The organism is Sporomusa aerivorans, assembly GCF_041428895.1.
In the GTDB taxonomy this organism is placed as follows: domain Bacteria; phylum Bacillota; class Negativicutes; order Sporomusales; family Sporomusaceae; genus Sporomusa; species Sporomusa aerivorans.
In genome coordinates, this window is record NZ_CP156926.1 from 401585 (window position 1) to 419413 (window position 17829).

General features: G+C 46.8%; 12 protein-coding genes, 2 tRNA genes and 4 rRNA genes. 16 read left to right on the plus strand and 2 right to left on the minus strand.

Features of this window, described 5'->3' with window-relative positions:
• Positions 1 to 7 precede the first annotated feature (7 nt).
• The 10 genes from SATMO3_RS01755 to rrf (SATMO3_RS01800) all read left to right on the plus strand — a co-directional run bounded on the left by SATMO3_RS01755 (position 8) and on the right by rrf (SATMO3_RS01800) (position 10477).
• Positions 8 to 910 (plus strand): quinate 5-dehydrogenase, encoded by a 903-nt coding sequence (locus SATMO3_RS01755; RefSeq protein WP_371376657.1) that lies wholly within the window; start codon positions 8 to 10, stop codon positions 908 to 910.
• A 14-nt stretch (positions 911 to 924) separates the two neighbouring features.
• On the plus strand, positions 925 to 2019 hold the full coding sequence (locus tag SATMO3_RS01760) for a saccharopine dehydrogenase NADP-binding domain-containing protein (RefSeq protein WP_371376660.1): 1095 nt from the start codon (positions 925 to 927) through the stop codon (positions 2017 to 2019).
• A 259-nt stretch (positions 2020 to 2278) separates the two neighbouring features.
• A complete protein-coding gene (gene greA / locus SATMO3_RS01765) occupies positions 2279 to 2758 on the plus strand; it encodes a transcription elongation factor GreA (protein WP_371376663.1) in 480 nt (159 codons plus the stop codon).
• Between the two features lie 45 nt (positions 2759 to 2803).
• On the plus strand, positions 2804 to 4294 hold the full coding sequence (lysS, locus tag SATMO3_RS01770) for a lysine--tRNA ligase (RefSeq protein ID WP_371381654.1): 1491 nt from the start codon (positions 2804 to 2806) through the stop codon (positions 4292 to 4294).
• A gap of 560 nt (positions 4295 to 4854) precedes the next feature.
• A 16S ribosomal RNA gene (locus tag SATMO3_RS01775) occupies positions 4855 to 6407 on the plus strand.
• Between the two features lie 157 nt (positions 6408 to 6564).
• Positions 6565 to 6641 (plus strand) — tRNA-Ile (locus SATMO3_RS01780).
• A 76-nt stretch (positions 6642 to 6717) separates the two neighbouring features.
• Positions 6718 to 6793: transfer RNA gene (locus tag SATMO3_RS01785), tRNA-Ala, on the plus strand.
• Between the two features lie 4 nt (positions 6794 to 6797).
• Positions 6798 to 6914 (plus strand): 5S ribosomal RNA (gene rrf / locus SATMO3_RS01790).
• 339 nt (positions 6915 to 7253) lie between these two features.
• Positions 7254 to 10251 (plus strand): 23S ribosomal RNA (locus SATMO3_RS01795).
• A 109-nt stretch (positions 10252 to 10360) separates the two neighbouring features.
• Positions 10361 to 10477, plus strand: a 5S ribosomal RNA gene (rrf, locus tag SATMO3_RS01800).
• Together the 16S, 23S and 5S rRNA genes with 2 tRNA genes alongside form the textbook arrangement of a ribosomal RNA operon.
• A gap of 573 nt (positions 10478 to 11050) precedes the next feature.
• Here the strand turns inward: rrf (SATMO3_RS01800) and SATMO3_RS01805 are convergent.
• Complete coding sequence (locus tag SATMO3_RS01805) at positions 11051 to 11545, minus strand: rubrerythrin family protein (RefSeq protein ID WP_371376666.1); 495 nt, start codon at positions 11543 to 11545, stop codon at positions 11051 to 11053.
• 148 nt (positions 11546 to 11693) lie between these two features.
• Positions 11694 to 12143, minus strand: coding sequence for an adenosylmethionine decarboxylase (gene speD / locus SATMO3_RS01810; RefSeq protein WP_371376669.1), 450 nt, complete (start codon positions 12141 to 12143; stop codon positions 11694 to 11696).
• A 427-nt stretch (positions 12144 to 12570) separates the two neighbouring features.
• Between speD and SATMO3_RS01815 the strand changes: the two genes are divergently transcribed.
• The 6 genes from SATMO3_RS01815 to SATMO3_RS01840 all read left to right on the plus strand — a co-directional run bounded on the left by SATMO3_RS01815 (position 12571) and on the right by SATMO3_RS01840 (position 17824).
• Positions 12571 to 13512: a nitronate monooxygenase gene (locus tag SATMO3_RS01815; protein ID WP_371376671.1), complete on the plus strand. Its 942-nt coding sequence runs from the start codon at positions 12571 to 12573 to the stop codon at positions 13510 to 13512.
• A 39-nt stretch (positions 13513 to 13551) separates the two neighbouring features.
• Positions 13552 to 14736, plus strand: coding sequence for an FprA family A-type flavoprotein (locus tag SATMO3_RS01820; protein ID WP_371376673.1), 1185 nt, complete (start codon positions 13552 to 13554; stop codon positions 14734 to 14736).
• 184 nt (positions 14737 to 14920) lie between these two features.
• Positions 14921 to 15472: a DUF4184 family protein gene (locus SATMO3_RS01825; protein WP_371376675.1), complete on the plus strand. Its 552-nt coding sequence runs from the start codon at positions 14921 to 14923 to the stop codon at positions 15470 to 15472.
• Entirely contained in the window at positions 15459 to 16646 is a 1188-nt protein-coding gene (locus SATMO3_RS01830; protein ID WP_371376678.1) for a class I SAM-dependent rRNA methyltransferase, read from the plus strand. The genes SATMO3_RS01825 and SATMO3_RS01830 overlap by 14 nt, the downstream gene beginning before the upstream one ends.
• A 169-nt stretch (positions 16647 to 16815) precedes the next feature.
• A complete protein-coding gene (locus tag SATMO3_RS01835) occupies positions 16816 to 17283 on the plus strand; it encodes a CtsR family transcriptional regulator (protein ID WP_371376681.1) in 468 nt (155 codons plus the stop codon).
• A gap of 1 nt (position 17284) precedes the next feature.
• On the plus strand, positions 17285 to 17824 hold the full coding sequence (locus SATMO3_RS01840) for a UvrB/UvrC motif-containing protein (protein WP_371376684.1): 540 nt from the start codon (positions 17285 to 17287) through the stop codon (positions 17822 to 17824).
• The last annotated feature ends 5 nt before the right edge of the window (positions 17825 to 17829 follow it).

The following is a 17829-nucleotide window of genomic DNA, read 5'->3' on the forward strand; positions in this document are numbered from 1 at the left end:
GCAAAAGATGAAACAGGTGGTAAGTATCAGTCTGGGTTCATCGAAACGTAACGGAACTACGACGGCCAGTTTTGGCGGTCAGGAATTCCACATCAGGAGAATTGGTACAGACGGTAATAAAACATTAGCCGCACGGCTGATCCGCGAACTGGATGGACGGGTCGATGCCATTGGCCTTGGCGGTACTGATTTATACATTTATGCCGGGAATAGGCGCTATACTTTCCGGGAGTCGGCTGCTTTAGCCGCTAACGCCAAAGTAACGCCGGTAGTAGATGGCAGCGCTATTAAAAATACGCTGGAGCGGCGGGTAATTCCTCATCTTATTACCAAGCATGGGCTGGAATTTGCCGGGCAGGAAGCGCTTATTGTTTGTGCGGTAGACCGGTTTGGCCTGGCGGAAGCCTTGGTAAGTGCTGGCAGCCATACAGTTTTTGGTGATTTAATGTTTGGGTTGGGGCTGCCGATTCCGATCACCTCGCTAAATGGGTTATCACGGTTGGCTAATGTGGTAGCGCCTGTTATTACCCAGTTGCCTGTCAGCCTGTTTTATCCTACCGGTGACAAGCAAACACAGGTTAATCCCAAGTTCGCCTCATATTTCCATAAGGCAAATGTTATCGCCGGTGATTTTCACTTTATTCGGCGATATATGCCGGATAATATGAAGAATAAGCTGATTATTACCAACACAGTCACTACAGATGATGAAATGCTGCTAAAGGAGCGGGGCATTGCTACCTTGGTTACTACCACACCGGAGATGGGCGGGCGGTCATTCGGCACCAATATTTTGGAAGGTGTCCTGACAGCACTGTCCGGCAAACGGCCGGAACAAATGACGGTAGCAGATTATACATCACTGATTGAAGAGACCGGAATTGAACCAAGGATCAAGAAACTTACATAAGGAGGCGTGTATATTTGCAGCAATTTGCGTTTGTCGTTCATCCTTTGGAAGCTAAAGATTTCAGTCGCAAGTTTTCTTTTGCCCGTGATTGGCCGGACGGATTAGTGGAAGGTATTATTAAATACATACCGCCATTTAAAGTGTCTCACATTAGTGGGATTGAGTCTGGACATAATAAGGCAGAGGGGTGGTTTGTGGGGTGTCCTCTGACATCGCGGCAAATGCTTGCTATGCCGGAACAACAAGTTATCCGGAAAATAATCAAGGCCGGCAGAGTGGCCGAAAAATTAGGAGCTAAGATTGTAGGCTTGGGCGCGTTTACCTCTATAGTGGGTGATGCCGGTATTACGGTAGCTAAGAATCTCAATATTGCAGTTACTACTGGTAATAGTTATACAGTGGCCACCGCGCTGGAAGGTACCCGTCAGGCCGCTAAGATAATGGACATGGATCTGGGGCGGGCTAACGTGCTTGTTTTAGGTGCAACCGGCGCAATCGGATCTGCTTGTGCACAAATTTTAGCCCGGGAGGTACGATACTTAACATTGGCGGCTCGGGATGAAATGAAATTGGAAAGAATTTCCTCGCAAATTTTTAAGTCGACAGGTTTAGCCGTACGGGTTACCGCAAATACTAAACAAGCTATCAAGAATGCTGATATTGTTGTAGCCGTAACTAGTGCTGTTGATAGCCTCATTGAACCGGAGGACCTGAAGCCGGGTGCTATTGTTTGTGATGTCGCAAGGCCGCGAAACGTATCGCGCCGGGTGGCGGAAATACGCAACGATGTACTTGTGATCGAAGGGGGCGTTGTCGAAGTCCCTGGCGATGTGCAGTTTGGACTTAATTTCGGTTTCCCGCCCCAAACCGCCTATGCTTGTATGGCTGAAACCATGATTTTAGCTTTGGAAGGGCGTTATGAAAATTTTACCTTAGGACGGGATTTAACCGTGAAACAAGTCGAAACTATTGATAAATTGGCTGCTAAGCATGGCTTCAAACTCGCGGGATTCCGAAGCTTTGAGCGGGCCATTAGCCCGCGGGAATTGGCTGCGATCAAGGAGAATGCCGCTCAGGGATTGAGACAGGTTCAGAAAGGAGTGCTTTAGAAAATATTGACAAAGAGCCTATTTATGCCTATAATAGTGAAAAATAGAGGATGACCATTGGTTATTTAGGGCGGCCTCTTAACATCAACAGTGTCAAGTTCTACTTGACACTATTTATATTGCCCAATTCATCCGTCTAAGTCTTTTTGCGAAGTTGGGGCAATTTTTGCTTCAAAATGAATACACTATTTACAAAGAAAATTTATAATATTTGCAAAAGAAAATTGGCAAGTATTTAAATAAAGAGGAGAATGTAACCATGGAAAAAGACGTTATGCTAACTATAGAGGGACTGAAGAAGCTTGAGCAGAAGCTTGATCATTTAAAATCAGTCCGTCGCCGGGAAGTGGCTGAACGTATTAAGCAGGCAATTGAGTTTGGCGATATCAGTGAAAACTCAGAGTATGAAGATGCTAAAAATGAGCAGGCTTTTATTGAGGGTGAAGTCCTCACATTAGAAAAAATTCTGCGAAATGCCAAAGTCATAGATGAAGGCGAAGTTGGCACAGATGTCGTTGCGTTGGGATCTACTGTTAAACTTAAGGATCTGGAATTTGATGATGAACTCGAGTATACTATTGTGGGCTCAGCTGAAGCAGATCCCGCCGAGTTTAAAATTTCAAATGAGTCACCGGTTGGCCAGGCAATCATTGGCCAAAAGGTTGGCAGTATTGTAGAGGTAAATGTGCCAGCTGGAATGCTTAAATATGAAATTATGGAGATCAGACGGCAACACTAAAGGCATACTCTAGAAAGTGAACAGAGGAGAAGTTACATGGCAGAAATGGAAGAAGTACAAGATAGCCAGCAGGCAACAGAAGAACTCAATGAACTTATGAAAGTCCGCCGGGAAAAGCTAGATAAAATTGTTGCATACGGAATTGAACCGTTTGGACGTAAATATAATTTTACGCATCATGCGCAGACGATTCTTGATAAATATTCGGAACTGGAAGGACAGACAGTCCGTATTGCCGGACGGCTTATGGCTGTGCGTGGTCATGGGAAAGCCAGTTTTGGTCATGTCATGGACATGACCGGCAAAATTCAGGTTTATTTTCGCCAGGATACCTTGGGAGAAACGGCTTACGAGCAGTTTCATCTGTTAGACATTGGTGATATTATTGGTGTTGAAGGAGTAGTCTTTACAACCCAAAAAGGTGAGATCAGTGTCAAAGCCAATAGTTTTGAATTCTTGTCCAAGTCGCTTAGACCATTGCCGGCGAAATGGCATGGACTAAAAGATGTGGAAATTCGTTACCGGCAGCGATACCTGGATCTTATTGTGAATCCTGATGTACGTAATAACTTTGTAGTGCGTAGTAAAATTATCCGGGCTATGCGCCAACAGTTGGATGAACGTGGTTTCTTAGAAGTGGAAACTCCCATGATGCATCCTATTGCCGGCGGTGCCGCTGCACGCCCGTTTGTTACTCACCATAACGCACTTGATATGAAACTTTATATGAGGATTGCTCCGGAACTCTACTTGAAACGTTTGATTGTCGGCGGATTTGAAAAAGTGTATGAGTTAGGCCGGGTCTTTAGAAATGAAGGTATATCCATAAAGCATAACCCGGAATTTACTATGATCGAATTATATCAGGCATTTGCCGACTATCAGGATGTTATGCGCCTAACAGAGGAAGTAGTAGCTGGCGTAGCGCAAGCGGTACTTGGTACCATGAAAATCACTTATCAAGGTCAGGAAATTGATTTAACGCCGCCGTGGAATCGCATGACCATGCCGGAGGCTGTAAAAAAATATGCCGGTGTGGATTTTGCTGAAGTTACTACAGTAGAACAGGCAAGAGAGATTGCGGATAAGTTAGGTGTCAAGTACGAGAAAAAGCATGGCATTGGTGGGATACTAAATAATATTTTTGAAGAGACTGCCGAACAACACTTGATTCAGCCTACTTTTATAATTGGGCATCCTACCGAAATATCGCCGCTGGCTAAACGCAACAAGGACAATCCTGATATCACCGACCGGTTTGAAGCCTTTATTTTTGGCCGTGAAATCGCAAACGGTTTTTCAGAACTTAATGATCCCATTGACCAGCATGGCCGTTTTGCCGATCAGCTGAATCAACGGCTAGCGGGCGATGATGAAGCCCATATGATGGACGAAGATTATATCACGGCTCTTGAATACGGCTTGCCGCCTACAGGTGGTCTGGGGATTGGCATTGATCGCCTGGTTATGTTCCTTACAGACTCGTCTTCGATTCGGGACGTACTCCTGTTTCCTCATATGCGCCACAGAGAGTAAACAACAACTGACCGGCATTGCCGGTCAGTTGTTGTTTGACGGGCAAAATATAGCTTTCTGCTGGAGTAGGGTAACATCAACTAACTTTTACTAAATTTTATTGATAGCCTAGCCTGGAGAACTGCTTTCGTTCTTGACAAAAAGTAAACGTGTATGGTACTATACAATTCGTTCGGTCAATGCATATGTGCACCGAGCTTGTGGCAAGAAAATATATTGACAGAACGTATTAGTATGTGATAATATATAGAAGTCGCCGAAAACGGGCGATTGAAAATTCCAAAAAAATATATTGACACATCTTAAGCGGTGTGCTAATATATAAAAGCTGTTGATTGCGAAGTATCGCAAAAACAATGCTGTTCCCTGAAAACTGAACAATGTAAGTAATGCATCAACGTACTATCGTGCAAGCTTACAAACGCATCACGGTCCTAATGGCCGTCGCGAATGTAATCTTGATACAATGTACGGAAAGCCAGATGTGCGGTGCTCATTTGAGCACATTAAATAATTTCTTTTAAATTTTATGAGCCACAAAAGGCTCCATAAATATAACTTTTATGGAGAGTTTGATCCTGGCTCAGGACGAACGCTGGCGGCGTGCCTAACACATGCAAGTCGAACGGAGAGTTAGCAATAACTCTTAGTGGCGAACGGGTGAGTAACGCGTAGACAACCTGCCTCTAAATTGGGGACAACACCGCGAAAGTGGTGCTAATACCGAATGTGGTGACTTGGTTGCATGACTGAGTTAAGAAAGGTGGCCTCTATATATAAGCTACCGTTTAGAGATGGGTCTGCGTCTGATTAGCTAGTTGGTGAGGTAATGGCTCACCAAGGCGACGATCAGTAGCCGGTCTGAGAGGATGAACGGCCACACTGGGACTGAGACACGGCCCAGACTCCTACGGGAGGCAGCAGTGGGGAATCTTCCGCAATGGACGAAAGTCTGACGGAGCAACGCCGCGTGAGTGAAGAAGGTTTTCGGATCGTAAAGCTCTGTCGTTTGGGACGAACGTATCTTGTGTAAATAATGCAAGGTAATGACGGTACCAAAGGAGGAAGCCACGGCTAACTACGTGCCAGCAGCCGCGGTAATACGTAGGTGGCAAGCGTTGTCCGGAATTATTGGGCGTAAAGGGCGTGTAGGTGGATTTTTAAGTCTTGTGTCTAAGTGCGGAGCTCAACTCCGTATGGGCGCAGGAAACTGGGAATCTTGAGTGCAGGAGAGGAAAGTGGAATTCCCAGTGTAGCGGTGAAATGCGTAGATATTGGGAGGAACACCAGTGGCGAAGGCGACTTTCTGGACTGTGTCTGACACTGAGGCGCGAAAGCCAGGGGAGCGAACGGGATTAGATACCCCGGTAGTCCTGGCCGTAAACGATGGGTACTAGGTGTAGGAGGTATCGACCCCTCCTGTGCCGGAGTTAACGCAATAAGTACCCCGCCTGGGGAGTACGGCCGCAAGGTTGAAACTCAAAGGAATTGACGGGGGCCCGCACAAGCGGTGGAGTATGTGGTTTAATTCGACGCAACGCGAAGAACCTTACCAGGGCTTGACATTGAGTGAAAAACTAAGAGATTAGTTCCTCCCTTCGGGGACACGAAAACAGGTGGTGCATGGCTGTCGTCAGCTCGTGTCGTGAGATGTTGGGTTAAGTCCCGCAACGAGCGCAACCCTTATCCTTTGTTGCCAGCACGTTATGGTGGGAACTCAAGGGAGACTGCCGCAGACAATGCGGAGGAAGGCGGGGATGACGTCAAGTCATCATGCCCCTTATGTCCTGGGCTACACACGTACTACAATGGGCTTAAACAAAGCGAAGCAAGCCTGCGAAGGTAAGCGAAACGCATAAACAAGCTCTCAGTTCGGATCGGAGGCTGCAACTCGCCTCCGTGAAGTCGGAATCGCTAGTAATCGCAGGTCAGCATACTGCGGTGAATACGTTCCCGGGCCTTGTACACACCGCCCGTCACACCACGAAAGTTGGAAACACCCGAAGCCGGTGGGGTAACCGTAAGGAGCCAGCCGTCTAAGGTGGGGCCGATGATTGGGGTGAAGTCGTAACAAGGTAGCCGTATCGGAAGGTGCGGCTGGATCACCTCCTTTCTAGGGAGAACCGTTCGGGGTAACACCTGAACTACTTCCAAGGTCGACACATCAGGCAAGATACATCTTACATTGTTTAGTTTTGAGGGAATGTTAGTTACCAGAAATTGATCATTGAAAAAGATGATTTACTATGGTAACATAGTTGTTCCTGAACGGGCCTATAGCTCAGCTGGTTAGAGCGCACGCCTGATAAGCGTGAGGTCAGTGGTTCAAGTCCACTTAGGCCCACCACTTTCGACATTCGACGCTCGATATTCGACATTAGTAGTTATCGAAAGTCGTAAGTCGAGAATCTAATAGCGATTATGGGGGCGTAGCTCAGCTGGGAGAGCACCTGCCTTGCAAGCAGGGGGTCAGCGGTTCGATCCCGCTCGTCTCCACCATAAATCCAGTGACGATAGCTGTGGGGTTCCACCTGTTCCCATACCGAACACAGTAGTTAAGCCCACAAACGCCGAAGGTACTTGGCTGGAAACGGCCCGGGAGATTAGGAAGTTGCTGGTTCTTCTCGATATTCGAGGTTCGACCTGCGACCTTCGACAAAAATCGAAAGTCTAACGTCGTAATCGATAGTCGAGAAAGTGTTCCTTGAAAACTGCACAGAAGAAAGCAAAGTAAAGTAATACCTCTCATATGCAAATATGTGAGTAAAACTTAACGAAGCGCAATTAGGATTTATACTAAAGGCAAAACGTAAGCTATGAATATGGCCGACGTGAAACTGGCTAGAAGGTGTCAGATGCAAGGCGGACCGGAAGAGGCTGTAGCGCCGCGTACTGATGTACGCAAGCAAAACCTCTGAGGACCAACGAAGCAGATGGCGGCTTATAGACAGTTGAACTAAGTCAAGTTAGTAAGGGCATACGGTGGATGCCTAGGCGCCAAGAGCCGAAGAAGGACGCGGTAAGCTGCGAAAAGTCATGGGGAGCCGCAAGCAGGCATTGATCCATGAATATCCGAATGGGGGAACCCGGCGGTGGTAATGCACCGTCACCTAGCGATTGCTAGGAGGGCACCCGGGGAACTGAAACATCTAAGTACCCGGAGGAAAAGTAATCAAATGAGATTCCCTAAGTAGCGGCGAGCGAACGGGGAAGAGCCCAAACCCTGTTCGACATTGGATTTTCGACATGCGACATTCGAAGGGAGACGAAAGTCTAACGAACCTCATCGAAAGTCTAAAGTCGAAGGTCGAATGTCGAGCAGGGGGTTGAGGACCGGCATAAGTTTAGCCAGGCCTAGTCGAACTACCTGGAAAGGTAGGCCGCAGAAGGTAAAAGCCCTGTAAACGAAAGGCAGAGCTAAATGGCCGGAATCCAGAGTACCACGGGACACGAGGAACCCTGTGGGAAGCAGGGGGGACCACCCTCCAAGGCAAAATACTCCTTGGCGACCGATAGCGCATAGTACCGTGAGGGAAAGGTGAAAAGCACCCCGGGAGGGGAGTGAAACAGAACCTGAAACCGTATGTCTACAAGCAGTCGAAGACCCTTATGTGGTCAACGGCGTGCCTATTGAAGAATGAACCGGCGAGTTACAGTAACTAGCGAGGTTAAGTGGAAAACACGGAGCCGAAGCGAAAGCGAGTCTAAACAGGGCGAAGAGTTAGTTATTGTAGACCCGAAACCGCAGTGATCTATCCATGTCCAGGTTGAAGCGCAGGTAAAAATGCGTGGAGGACCGAACCCGTGAGCGTTGAAAAGCTTTGGGATGAGATGTGGATAGGGGTGAAATGCCAATCGAACGCGGAGATAGCTGGTTCTCCCCGAAATAGCTTTAGGGCTAGCCTCAGGTGATGAGTATAGACGGTAGAGCTCTGATAGGGCTAGGGGCCATTTAGGTTACTGAACCTTGTCAAACTGCGAATGAATATACTTTAACCTGGGAGTCAGACTGCGAATGATAAGATCCGTAGTCAAGAGGGAAACAGCCCAGACCATCAGCTAAGGTCCCCAATGCCGTGCTAAGTGGCAAAGGATGTGCAATTTCAGAAACAACCAGGATGTTGGCTTAGAAGCAGCCACCATTTAAAGAGTGCGTAATAGCTCACTGGTCGAGAGATTGTGCGCCGAAGATGTCCGGGGCTAAAGCACGGAACCGAAGCTATGGCATTCCTAACGGAATGGGTAGGGGAGCGTTCTATATGGATAGAAGCAATACCGTAAGGAGTTGTGGACTGTATAGAAGTGAGAATGCCGGTATGAGTAGCGAAAAGACAAGTGAGAATCTTGTCCACCGAAAGCCTAAGGATTTCTGAGGAAGGATCGTCCGCTCAGAGTAAGTCGGGACCTAAGCCGAGGCGTAGATGCGTAGGCGATGGACAACTGGTTAAAAATCCAGTACCACCTAAAGTCGTTTGAGTGATGGAGTGACACAGCAGGGTAGATGAGCGCGAGGATGGAAATTCGCGTCTAAGCTTGTAGGGTGTCTGGCAGGTAAATCCGCCAGACTGGAACCTGAGGAGTGATGGATAGCTGTTAGAGATAACGGCGAATTCATTGATCCCACACTGTCAAGAAAAGCTTCTAGCGAGATAATAGGTGCCCGTACCGTAAACCGACACAGGTAGGCGGGGAGAGAATCCTAAGGTGCGCGGGAGAACCCTCGTTAAGGAACTCGGCAAAATGTCCCCGTAACTTCGGGAAAAGGGGAGCTTGTATATCGTGTAGACTAGAAACGGTCGAAGCGAGAATGAGTTGCAAAAAAGAGGCCCAAGCGACTGTTTACCACAAACACAGGTGCCTGCTAAAGCGAAAGCTGACGTATAGGTGCTGACACCTGCCCGGTGCCGGAAGGTTAAGAGGAGCGGTTAGAGCAATCGAAGCTGTGAATTGAAGCCCCGGTAAACGGCGGCCGTAACTATAACGGTCCTAAGGTAGCGAAATTCCTTGTCGGGTAAGTTCCGACCCGCACGAAAGGTGTAACGACTTGGGCACTGTCTCAACGAGGGACCCGGTGAAATTGAAATACCTGTGAAGATGCAGGTTACCCGCGACTGGACAGAAAGACCCCATGGAGCTTTACTGCAACCTGACATTGAGTTTTGGTAAATGATGTACAGGATAGGTGGGAGACTAAGAAACTAGGACGCAAGTCTTGGTGGAGTCGATGTTGGGATACCACCCTTTATTTACTGGAGTTCTAACCGAAGTCGTAACGAGACTCGGGACAGTATCAGGCGGGCAGTTTGACTGGGGCGGTCGCCTCCGAAAGAGTAACGGAGGCGCCCAAAGGTTCCCTCAGCGCGGATGGAAATCGCGCGAAGAGTGTAAAGGCAGAAGGGAGCTTGACTGCAAGTCAGACAAGACGAGCAGGGACGAAAGTCGGGCTTAGTGATCCGGTGGTACCGAGTGGAAGGGCCATCGCTCAACGGATAAAAGCTACCCTGGGGATAACAGGCTAATCTCTCCCAAGAGTCCATATCGACGGGGAGGTTTGGCACCTCGATGTCGGCTCATCACATCCTGGGGCTGAAGTAGGTCCCAAGGGTTGGGCTGTTCGCCCATTAAAGTGGTACGTGAGCTGGGTTCAGAACGTCGTGAGACAGTTCGGTCCCTATCCATCGCGGGCGTAAGAGACTTGAAGGGAACTGCTCCTAGTACGAGAGGACCGGAGTGGACGGACCAATGGTGTACCAGTTATTCCGCCAGGAGTACAGCTGGGTAGCTACGTCCGGAAAGGATAAACGCTGAAAGCATCTAAGCGTGAAACCAGCCTTAAGATGAGGTCTGTCATTCGAAAGAAGTAAGGCCCCTTATAGATGATAAGGTAGATAGGCCAGGTGTGTAAGTGGCGCAATCCACTCAGCTGACTGGTACTAATAGGCCGAGGACTTGACTTAAACACCTCGTTTGCATGAAGTGCAAACAATGAATAAAACTAATGCGCAGTCTTTCTTCTGTGAAGTTTTTAGGGAACATACTCTTTTGAGATGATCACCTAATTTAATATCCAGTGACGATAGCTGTGGGGTTCCACCTGTTCCCATACCGAACACAGTAGTTAAGCCCACAAACGCCGAAGGTACTTGGCTGGAAACGGCCCGGGAGATTAGGAAGCTGCTGGTTACGAAAACACTCATAAAAAATGAGTGTTTTTTGTCATAATGACAAAAGAGCGAATCCGGAATCCACCTGTTCCCATACTGAGCACAGTAGTTAAGGACCCGAAGATGCACCTAGTACATACGAAGTGAATAAGTAATGGATATAGAAAAGGTGAGTGACCAGAACGCTGACAAACGCCGAAGGTACTTGGCTGGAAACGGCCCGGGAGATTAGGAAGCTGCTGGTTACGAAAACACTCATAAAAAATGAGTGTTTTTTGTCATAATGACAAAAGAGCGAATCCGGAATCCACCTGTTCCCATACTGAGCACAGTAGTTAAGGACCCGAAGATGCACCTAGTACATACGAAGTGAATAAGTAATGGATATAGAAAAGGTGAGTGACCAGAACGCTGACAAACGCCGAAGGTACTTGACTGGAAACGGCCCGGGAGATTAGGAAGCTGCTGGTTACGAAAACACTCATGAAAATGAGTGTTTTTTGGCATACATGCCAAAGGAACGATAGATAATGAAAACTATATAAAAGAAGTCTGACCTCGCGGTCAGACTTCTTATTATAGGATATATCTATTAGCCAACATTTTTATAGGCTTGGGATTTGGCGCCACAGATAGGACATTTCTCAGGAGCTTCTTTTTCGGCAATATGTCCACAGACACTACAGAGATAATAGTCATAGGATTCACCGTTACCGAGGTTGGTCAGCGCCTTTTTATAAAGCTCTGCGTGCACCTTTTCCGCTTCATTGGCCAAAGTAAAGGTACGGACAGCAGCCGTATTGTTTTCTTCCTGTGCTGCTTTGATAAAATCAGGATACATGGACTCGAATTCGTATGTTTCACCCTCAACAGCAGTCTTAAGATTTTCAGCCGTGGATTTAATTCCGCCCATTGTTTTTAGATGGGTATGTGCATGAATTGTTTCAGCTTCAGCAGCTGCCCGGAAAAGTTTTGCGGTCTGTGCATGACCTTCTGCATCCGCCTGTTTGGCAAAGGCCAAGTATTTGCGGTTGGCTTGGGATTCGCCGGCAAAAGCGGCAGCTAAGTTTTTGTCAGTGTTACTCATTTAATCTTCCTCCTTAAATTACAATACATTATTATTATCTATGGATTATTATTATCCATTTCTTGATTTTTGTCAATACTTTAGCCAAATTTTTATTTAATTTCTAAAAAAAGCAACCAGCAGAATATCCTACCGGTTGCCTATCAGGCTATTTTTTGCGCAGAAAACTCCAAACCTTAGCACTTGTGTTGCGAACGCGGCGCAAAGGGGCAATGCTGACCCGAATGCGTGGCTTCATGTCCTTTTGTGATCCAAAGTCACCGCGCATGATATTCGTAGTTTTCGTTTTCTCAGGCTTGAGAAAGCGTTTCAGTACCGCCAGTATCCTTTCCGGACGACTGAGGTCGTCCGAGGTAAAGATATCAAAGGCGGCATAGCCAAGCTCAGGATAGGTCCGAATAGTCATATGGCTTTCGGCCAGTAGTATTAAAGCTGCGAGGCCGTGGGGCTCAAACTTGTGATAGTTTGCACTTAGCAATGTTAAACTCACTTCGTCAATAGCGGCAAGCATAGCCATTTTAATAAATTCGAGGTTATTCAGATTATCAAAGCTGCAGCCATACATGTCGACGGTCAGGTGTCTGCCGATGGGTTTCACAATATATCGCCCCCGTAATAGTAAATAAAGTGATATTAGCCTCAAACAGGCCATTCTGTATAAAGTAGACTTAGCTTCCGGTGGGGTTTTAACCCCATTGAAAGAGTAACTGTCCTTCTCTTTTCCCCATCCCGTCCCAATTGCGGGAGGAGCTTCCGGGAGGGTTAATTGCAGGATAATTATCCACAAAAAAAACCCGGAAAAAGTCTCTATTTTTTGTTAGAGATTAGATTTATACAGATTATCATTATAGTTATATTGAACCATATTGTAAAGAGTTATTTTATATATTTTCGGAAAACTGCATAAAAATTTTGAACCCCATATAATTTCAGCTTTCATATTTTTGTGCAGCAGGTTTTTTTGCAGGAATTATTTGGACCAGTAGTGAAGAAAATAAAGTATTGGCGAACGGAAGGAGATAGATATGAATACTCAACTTACGAAACTGCTTGCTATTGCTTATCCCATAATCCAAGGTGGCATGGCCTGGATTTCTGACGGAAAATTAGCTGCTGCCGTTTCAGAAGCCGGTGGTGCAGGAATCATTGCTGCCGGCGGGCGTGATGCCGCTTTTGTCAGGGATCACATTCGTTTGGCCAAAAAGCTTACTGATAAACCCTTTGGGGTTAATGTGCAATTAATGGCAGATAATAAAGAAGATATTATAGCGGTTATATGTGAGGAAAAGCCGGCGTTTGTTACTTTGGGAGCCGGTAATCCTATTCCCTTCTTTGAGAGGTTGACAAAAGCCGGAGTGAAAAAAATACCGGTTGTGCCTAATGTCAAGCTTGCGAAGCGGGTGGAAGCCAGTGGGGCAGATGCTATTGTCATCGAGGGAATGGAGGCCGGTGGTCATATCGGCGTGATCACAACTATGGCTTTGATGACGCAAGTGATTCCGGCTGTGCAAATTCCCGTAATTGTCGGGGGTGGTTTTGCGGACGGACGTGGACTGGCGGCGGCTCTGGTTATGGGCGCGGCCGGTGTGCAAATGGGTACCAGATTCCTACTTGCGGAAGAATGCAGTGTGCATCCTAATGTTAAAGAAAAACTGATTCATGCGGAAGATACTGATAGTGTTGTTACAGGCCTGTTATCCGGACACGGCGTTCGCAGCCTAAAAAACACCTTTACTGATAAATATCTGGCGTTGGAACGCCGCTCAGCCTCCCAGCAGGAACTGGATCAGCTTGCAACCGGCACCAACCGCCTGGCTGCTATTGAGGGAGATGTAGACAATGGGGCTGTACTGGCCGGTCAAAGTCTGTTGCCCTTGAAAAAAATTGAACCTGCAGCGACTATTATCGGGGATATTATAAAAGAATCCTGTCAGATACTGGCTGGAGCGCCCAAAATACTCGATTAAGGGATAGAGGAGAATTTTACATATAAGGGAGTGAAGTGCATGAATAATGTACGGTTAGCTGAAGGTGTGTATTATGTAGGAGCTGTTGACTGGAACCTCCGGGATTTCCACGGGTATACAACTCCGCGCGGGGTAACTTATAATTCATACCTAGTTGTCGACGAAAAGGTTTGCCTGATTGATACCGTTAAGGCACCGTTTGCCCAGGAACTGCTGGATCGGATTAGTCAGATTATTGACCCCGGCAAAATTGACTATATCATCACCAATCATATTGAGCCCGATCATTCCAGTGCATTGCCGATAATTAAGGCTCATGCGCCCCAGGCGAAAGTATTATTGACCGAACATGGACGTAACGGTATTATCAAGCATTATCAGCAAAATTATGATTTCCAGGTAGTCAAAGAAGGCGACACACTTGATCTTGGCCGCAACAAACTCCACTTTGTACCTGTACCTATGCTGCATTGGCCGGATTCTATGCTAAGTTATTTGACCGGGGAACAGATTCTATTTTCCAACGATGCCTTTGGCCAACACGTTTCAACAACCAAGCGTTTTGATGATGAAAATGACCTCAGTGAAGTCATGTACGAAGCTGAAAAATACTATGCCAATATTTTAATGCCTTTTGGTAAAAATGTAGTTAAGACTGTAGATAAGCTCAAAACTCTGCCGGTAAGGCTTATTGCTCCCAGCCACGGTATTGTCTGGCGCTCGCATATTGCCGAAATTGTGGCCAAATATCAGGACTGGGGACAGGGTAAAGCGGTAAATAAGGTTATTATTGCCTATGACAGCATGTGGGGCGGCACAGAACGTATGGCCCGCCAGATTCTTGACGGCGTTGCCGCTGCCGGTGTTACCGGTAAGTTGTATAAAATGTCAACTGCTGACCGGAGTGAGGTGGTCCGCGATATTCTTGAGGCTGGTGGTATATTGATTGGGTCATCAACCCTGAACAACGGTATGTTACCAACTGTCGGCGCACTCACGACATATCTTAAAGGTCTTAGGCCCGCCGGCAAGATAGGAGCGTCTTTCGGCGCCTATGGCTGGGGCGGTGGTTCTCAGAATGCGATTGAGGATATGCTTAAGGGGGCGGGAATAGCTGTTGATCAGCCAGGACTTTCCCTGAAGTGGGTTCCCGATAATGAGGAACTCAATAAATGCTTTGAGTTTGGACGCGAATTTGCTAACCGAGTTTTGGCAAGGATATAACTAACCCTTATTTAGGGATTATCCGCTCTTAGCTCCCATATTTGCAGAGGCGGGAGACTTTGTGAGCGGATTGTCGCAGGATAAACTGGTCAGGCAGCGCTTGTGGGCGCTGCCTTTCTACATACTGTCGCAGTGGTGGAAGCAAACTATTGATATAATAATTGATTGTAGATAAGGAGGTAACATGTATACTCTCCACCACGGCTTTTGGCTATATTTCCTTACCAGGCATCATCCGAAGGTTTGGCAATTTGTCATAGGTTCCATGCTGCCGGATTATATTTACATAGTTTTACTACTCACGCTATTGGTTAAAGGCCATGTGACGATACCCGAACTTAGCCAATTAACTCCAGGAATGCTGATGAGTCTTGTTGCCACTTTTCCCTGGGTAGTAAAAATAGACTTAATTGGCCATTCGGTGCCGGTATGGTTTTCAGCCTTATTACTTAGCTTTTTGCCCCAAATTAGAAGACTGCAGTCTTTTGTCATCGGCTGGGGCACACATCTTTTTATAGATGCGCTTACACATGGCGCCTATTCAAATTTCTATCTGTATCCCCTCTCGTACAGTACGGTCGAGAGTCCGGTATCGTACTGGGAGCACGATCACTGGTTTAGGGAATTTGGACAGGTTAACGCTGTAGCTATGACGGCTGCAGCTGCCTATATGATTTTTGAATGGTGGAAAAAACGGCAACAATTGAGGAAAAGAGGAGATAATGATGGAAGCTAATACAAAAATATTTTTGCGTAAAGGGGCTCAGCACCGGGTGGAAAATGGCCATCCCTGGGTCTATCAAAGTGAATTGGATTATATTGACGGTGAATTTATGCCAGGTGATATTGTTGATGTATATAACTTCAGGCAACGCTTTATAGGCCGGGGCTATATTAATCCCCGCTCACAAATCATTGTCCGGATACTGTCACGCCAGCAGGAGCCTATTAACCGGGATTTCTTTAAGCGCCGCATTGAGACTGCCTGGAAGTACCGCCAGACCTTTCTGAGTGAGCCGGAATACTGTCGTTTGGTTTATGGCGAGGCCGATTTTTTACCAGCTCTTATTGTTGATAAATTTGGCGAGTATATGGTAATCCAGACATTGGCGCTGGGGATAGATGTTCACAAAGATACCATTGTGTCCGTTTTAGAAGAATTATTCAATCCGGCAGGAATTTATGAGCGTAATGATGTACCTGTGCGGAAATTGGAAGGTCTTGATATGCGTAAAGGCTATCTAAAAGGTAACTTTGCCACGGAAATATTGGTTCATGAGAATGGTATCCCGTTCTATGCAGATGTCGAGAAAGGGCAAAAGACGGGCTTTTTCTATGATCAGCGGGAAAACAGGCGCTTTTTAGAGCCAATTGTGAAAAACGCGGAAGTACTAGACTGCTTTTGTCATACCGGGTCATTTGCCGTCCATAGCGCACTCTATGGAGCTAAGAGCCTGCATTCTATTGACATCTCTGAAGAGGCGATTGCTCTGGCCCAAAAAAATGCTGCACTTAACGGGGTCAGTGACCGCTGCCGGTTTGAAGTAGCCAATGCTTTTGATGCTCTCCGGTTATTAACCGAAGAACATCGCCAGTATGATGTTGTTATTCTTGATCCCCCGGCCTTTACCAAAAGCCGTAGCAGCATCGAGGGGGCTGCCCGGGGCTACAAGGAAATCAACCTGCGGGGTCTGAAATTAACGCGCCCGGGTGGCTTTTTGGTGACATGCTCCTGCTCATACCACATGGACCGCGAGTTATTTAAAGCCGTTGTTGTCGACGCAGCCCGCGATGCTAAGCGCGTGATTCGGGAAGTCGAATACCGTACACAGGCCAAGGATCATCCCATTCTCCCGGCTGCTCCGGAAACCAATTATCTCAAGTTCCTGGTCTTACAGGTGGTTGAATAAGTCTGCCCGAGAAATAGTTATAACAGACAAGATATTTGGCAATAATCGTTATAGTTTAGTTTAAAAGGCTGTTTTTGCCGATATTATAACATTGCACTGGGAAAAATTTTAAAATACAATAAGGTCAAAAGGTCAACAAAAGTCAATTTATAAGTTGGGAGGTGGGGATTTGAACAATTTAGCCGATGCAATCGAGAAATGGATCTTGCAGCAAATATCGCGGCAGCAGGACGAGATTATCATATTACGCCGTAACGAGATGGCCGAAGAGTTAGACTGCGCGCCGTCGCAAATCAGCTATGTATTGAGCACACGGTTTACAGTGGAACGCGGTTTTATCGTAGAGTCGCGGCGTGGGTTGGGAGGCTTTGTACGAATTGCCCGCATCCCGGTGCAGACCATTGTTTTCCAGGATGCAGCCAAGCAGATTGACGAAGATTTGCGTTTGGATGAGGCTCAGGCAATTATTACGCGGCTAAGAAGTCATAATCTTATGACCAGCCGGGAAGCGGCGCTAATTCACAAATGCTTTTCTTATCTTTATGAGCGGTTGGCACCGAAAGAGCGCATGCCGCTTTTGCAATCACTCTTGATGACTCTGGCCAATCCGAATGACGATGAGTACGGAGGCAAATAATATGCTGTGTGATGAGTGTCAAAAAGAACCGGCTTGTGTGCATATTACTAAAATAATTAATCAGCAGAAGATTGAAAAACACTTGTGCGAGCAATGTGCACAAAAATCGGGCGAAATTATCGGTAAGGGTATTAGCAGTGTATTAGGCAGTAAGTTTTCGGTTCATGATTTTCTGAAAGAAATGTTTAATTATACAGTAGCCGACAATAACCAAAAAACACTTGAGTCCGTCTGCCCCGAATGCGGTCTGAGTTACAGTGAATTCAGCCGGAGTGGAAAATTCGGCTGCAGTGCCTGCTATCAGGCATTCGGCGGCCAGTTGGAGCCGCTTATAAAGCGTATGCATGGTACTGTTTTGCATACCGGCAAGGTACCTAAACGCGGTGGTGTCAGATATAGTGTACAACAGCGCATTAAAAAGCTGCGCCATGAGTTGGAGCAGCATGTCCTTTGTGAAGAATATGAGCAGGCGGCTAAACTCAGAGATGAGATAAAGGCCCTGGAAAAGCACCTTGCCGAACAAGATGCCAAACAGGAGTAAGGGAG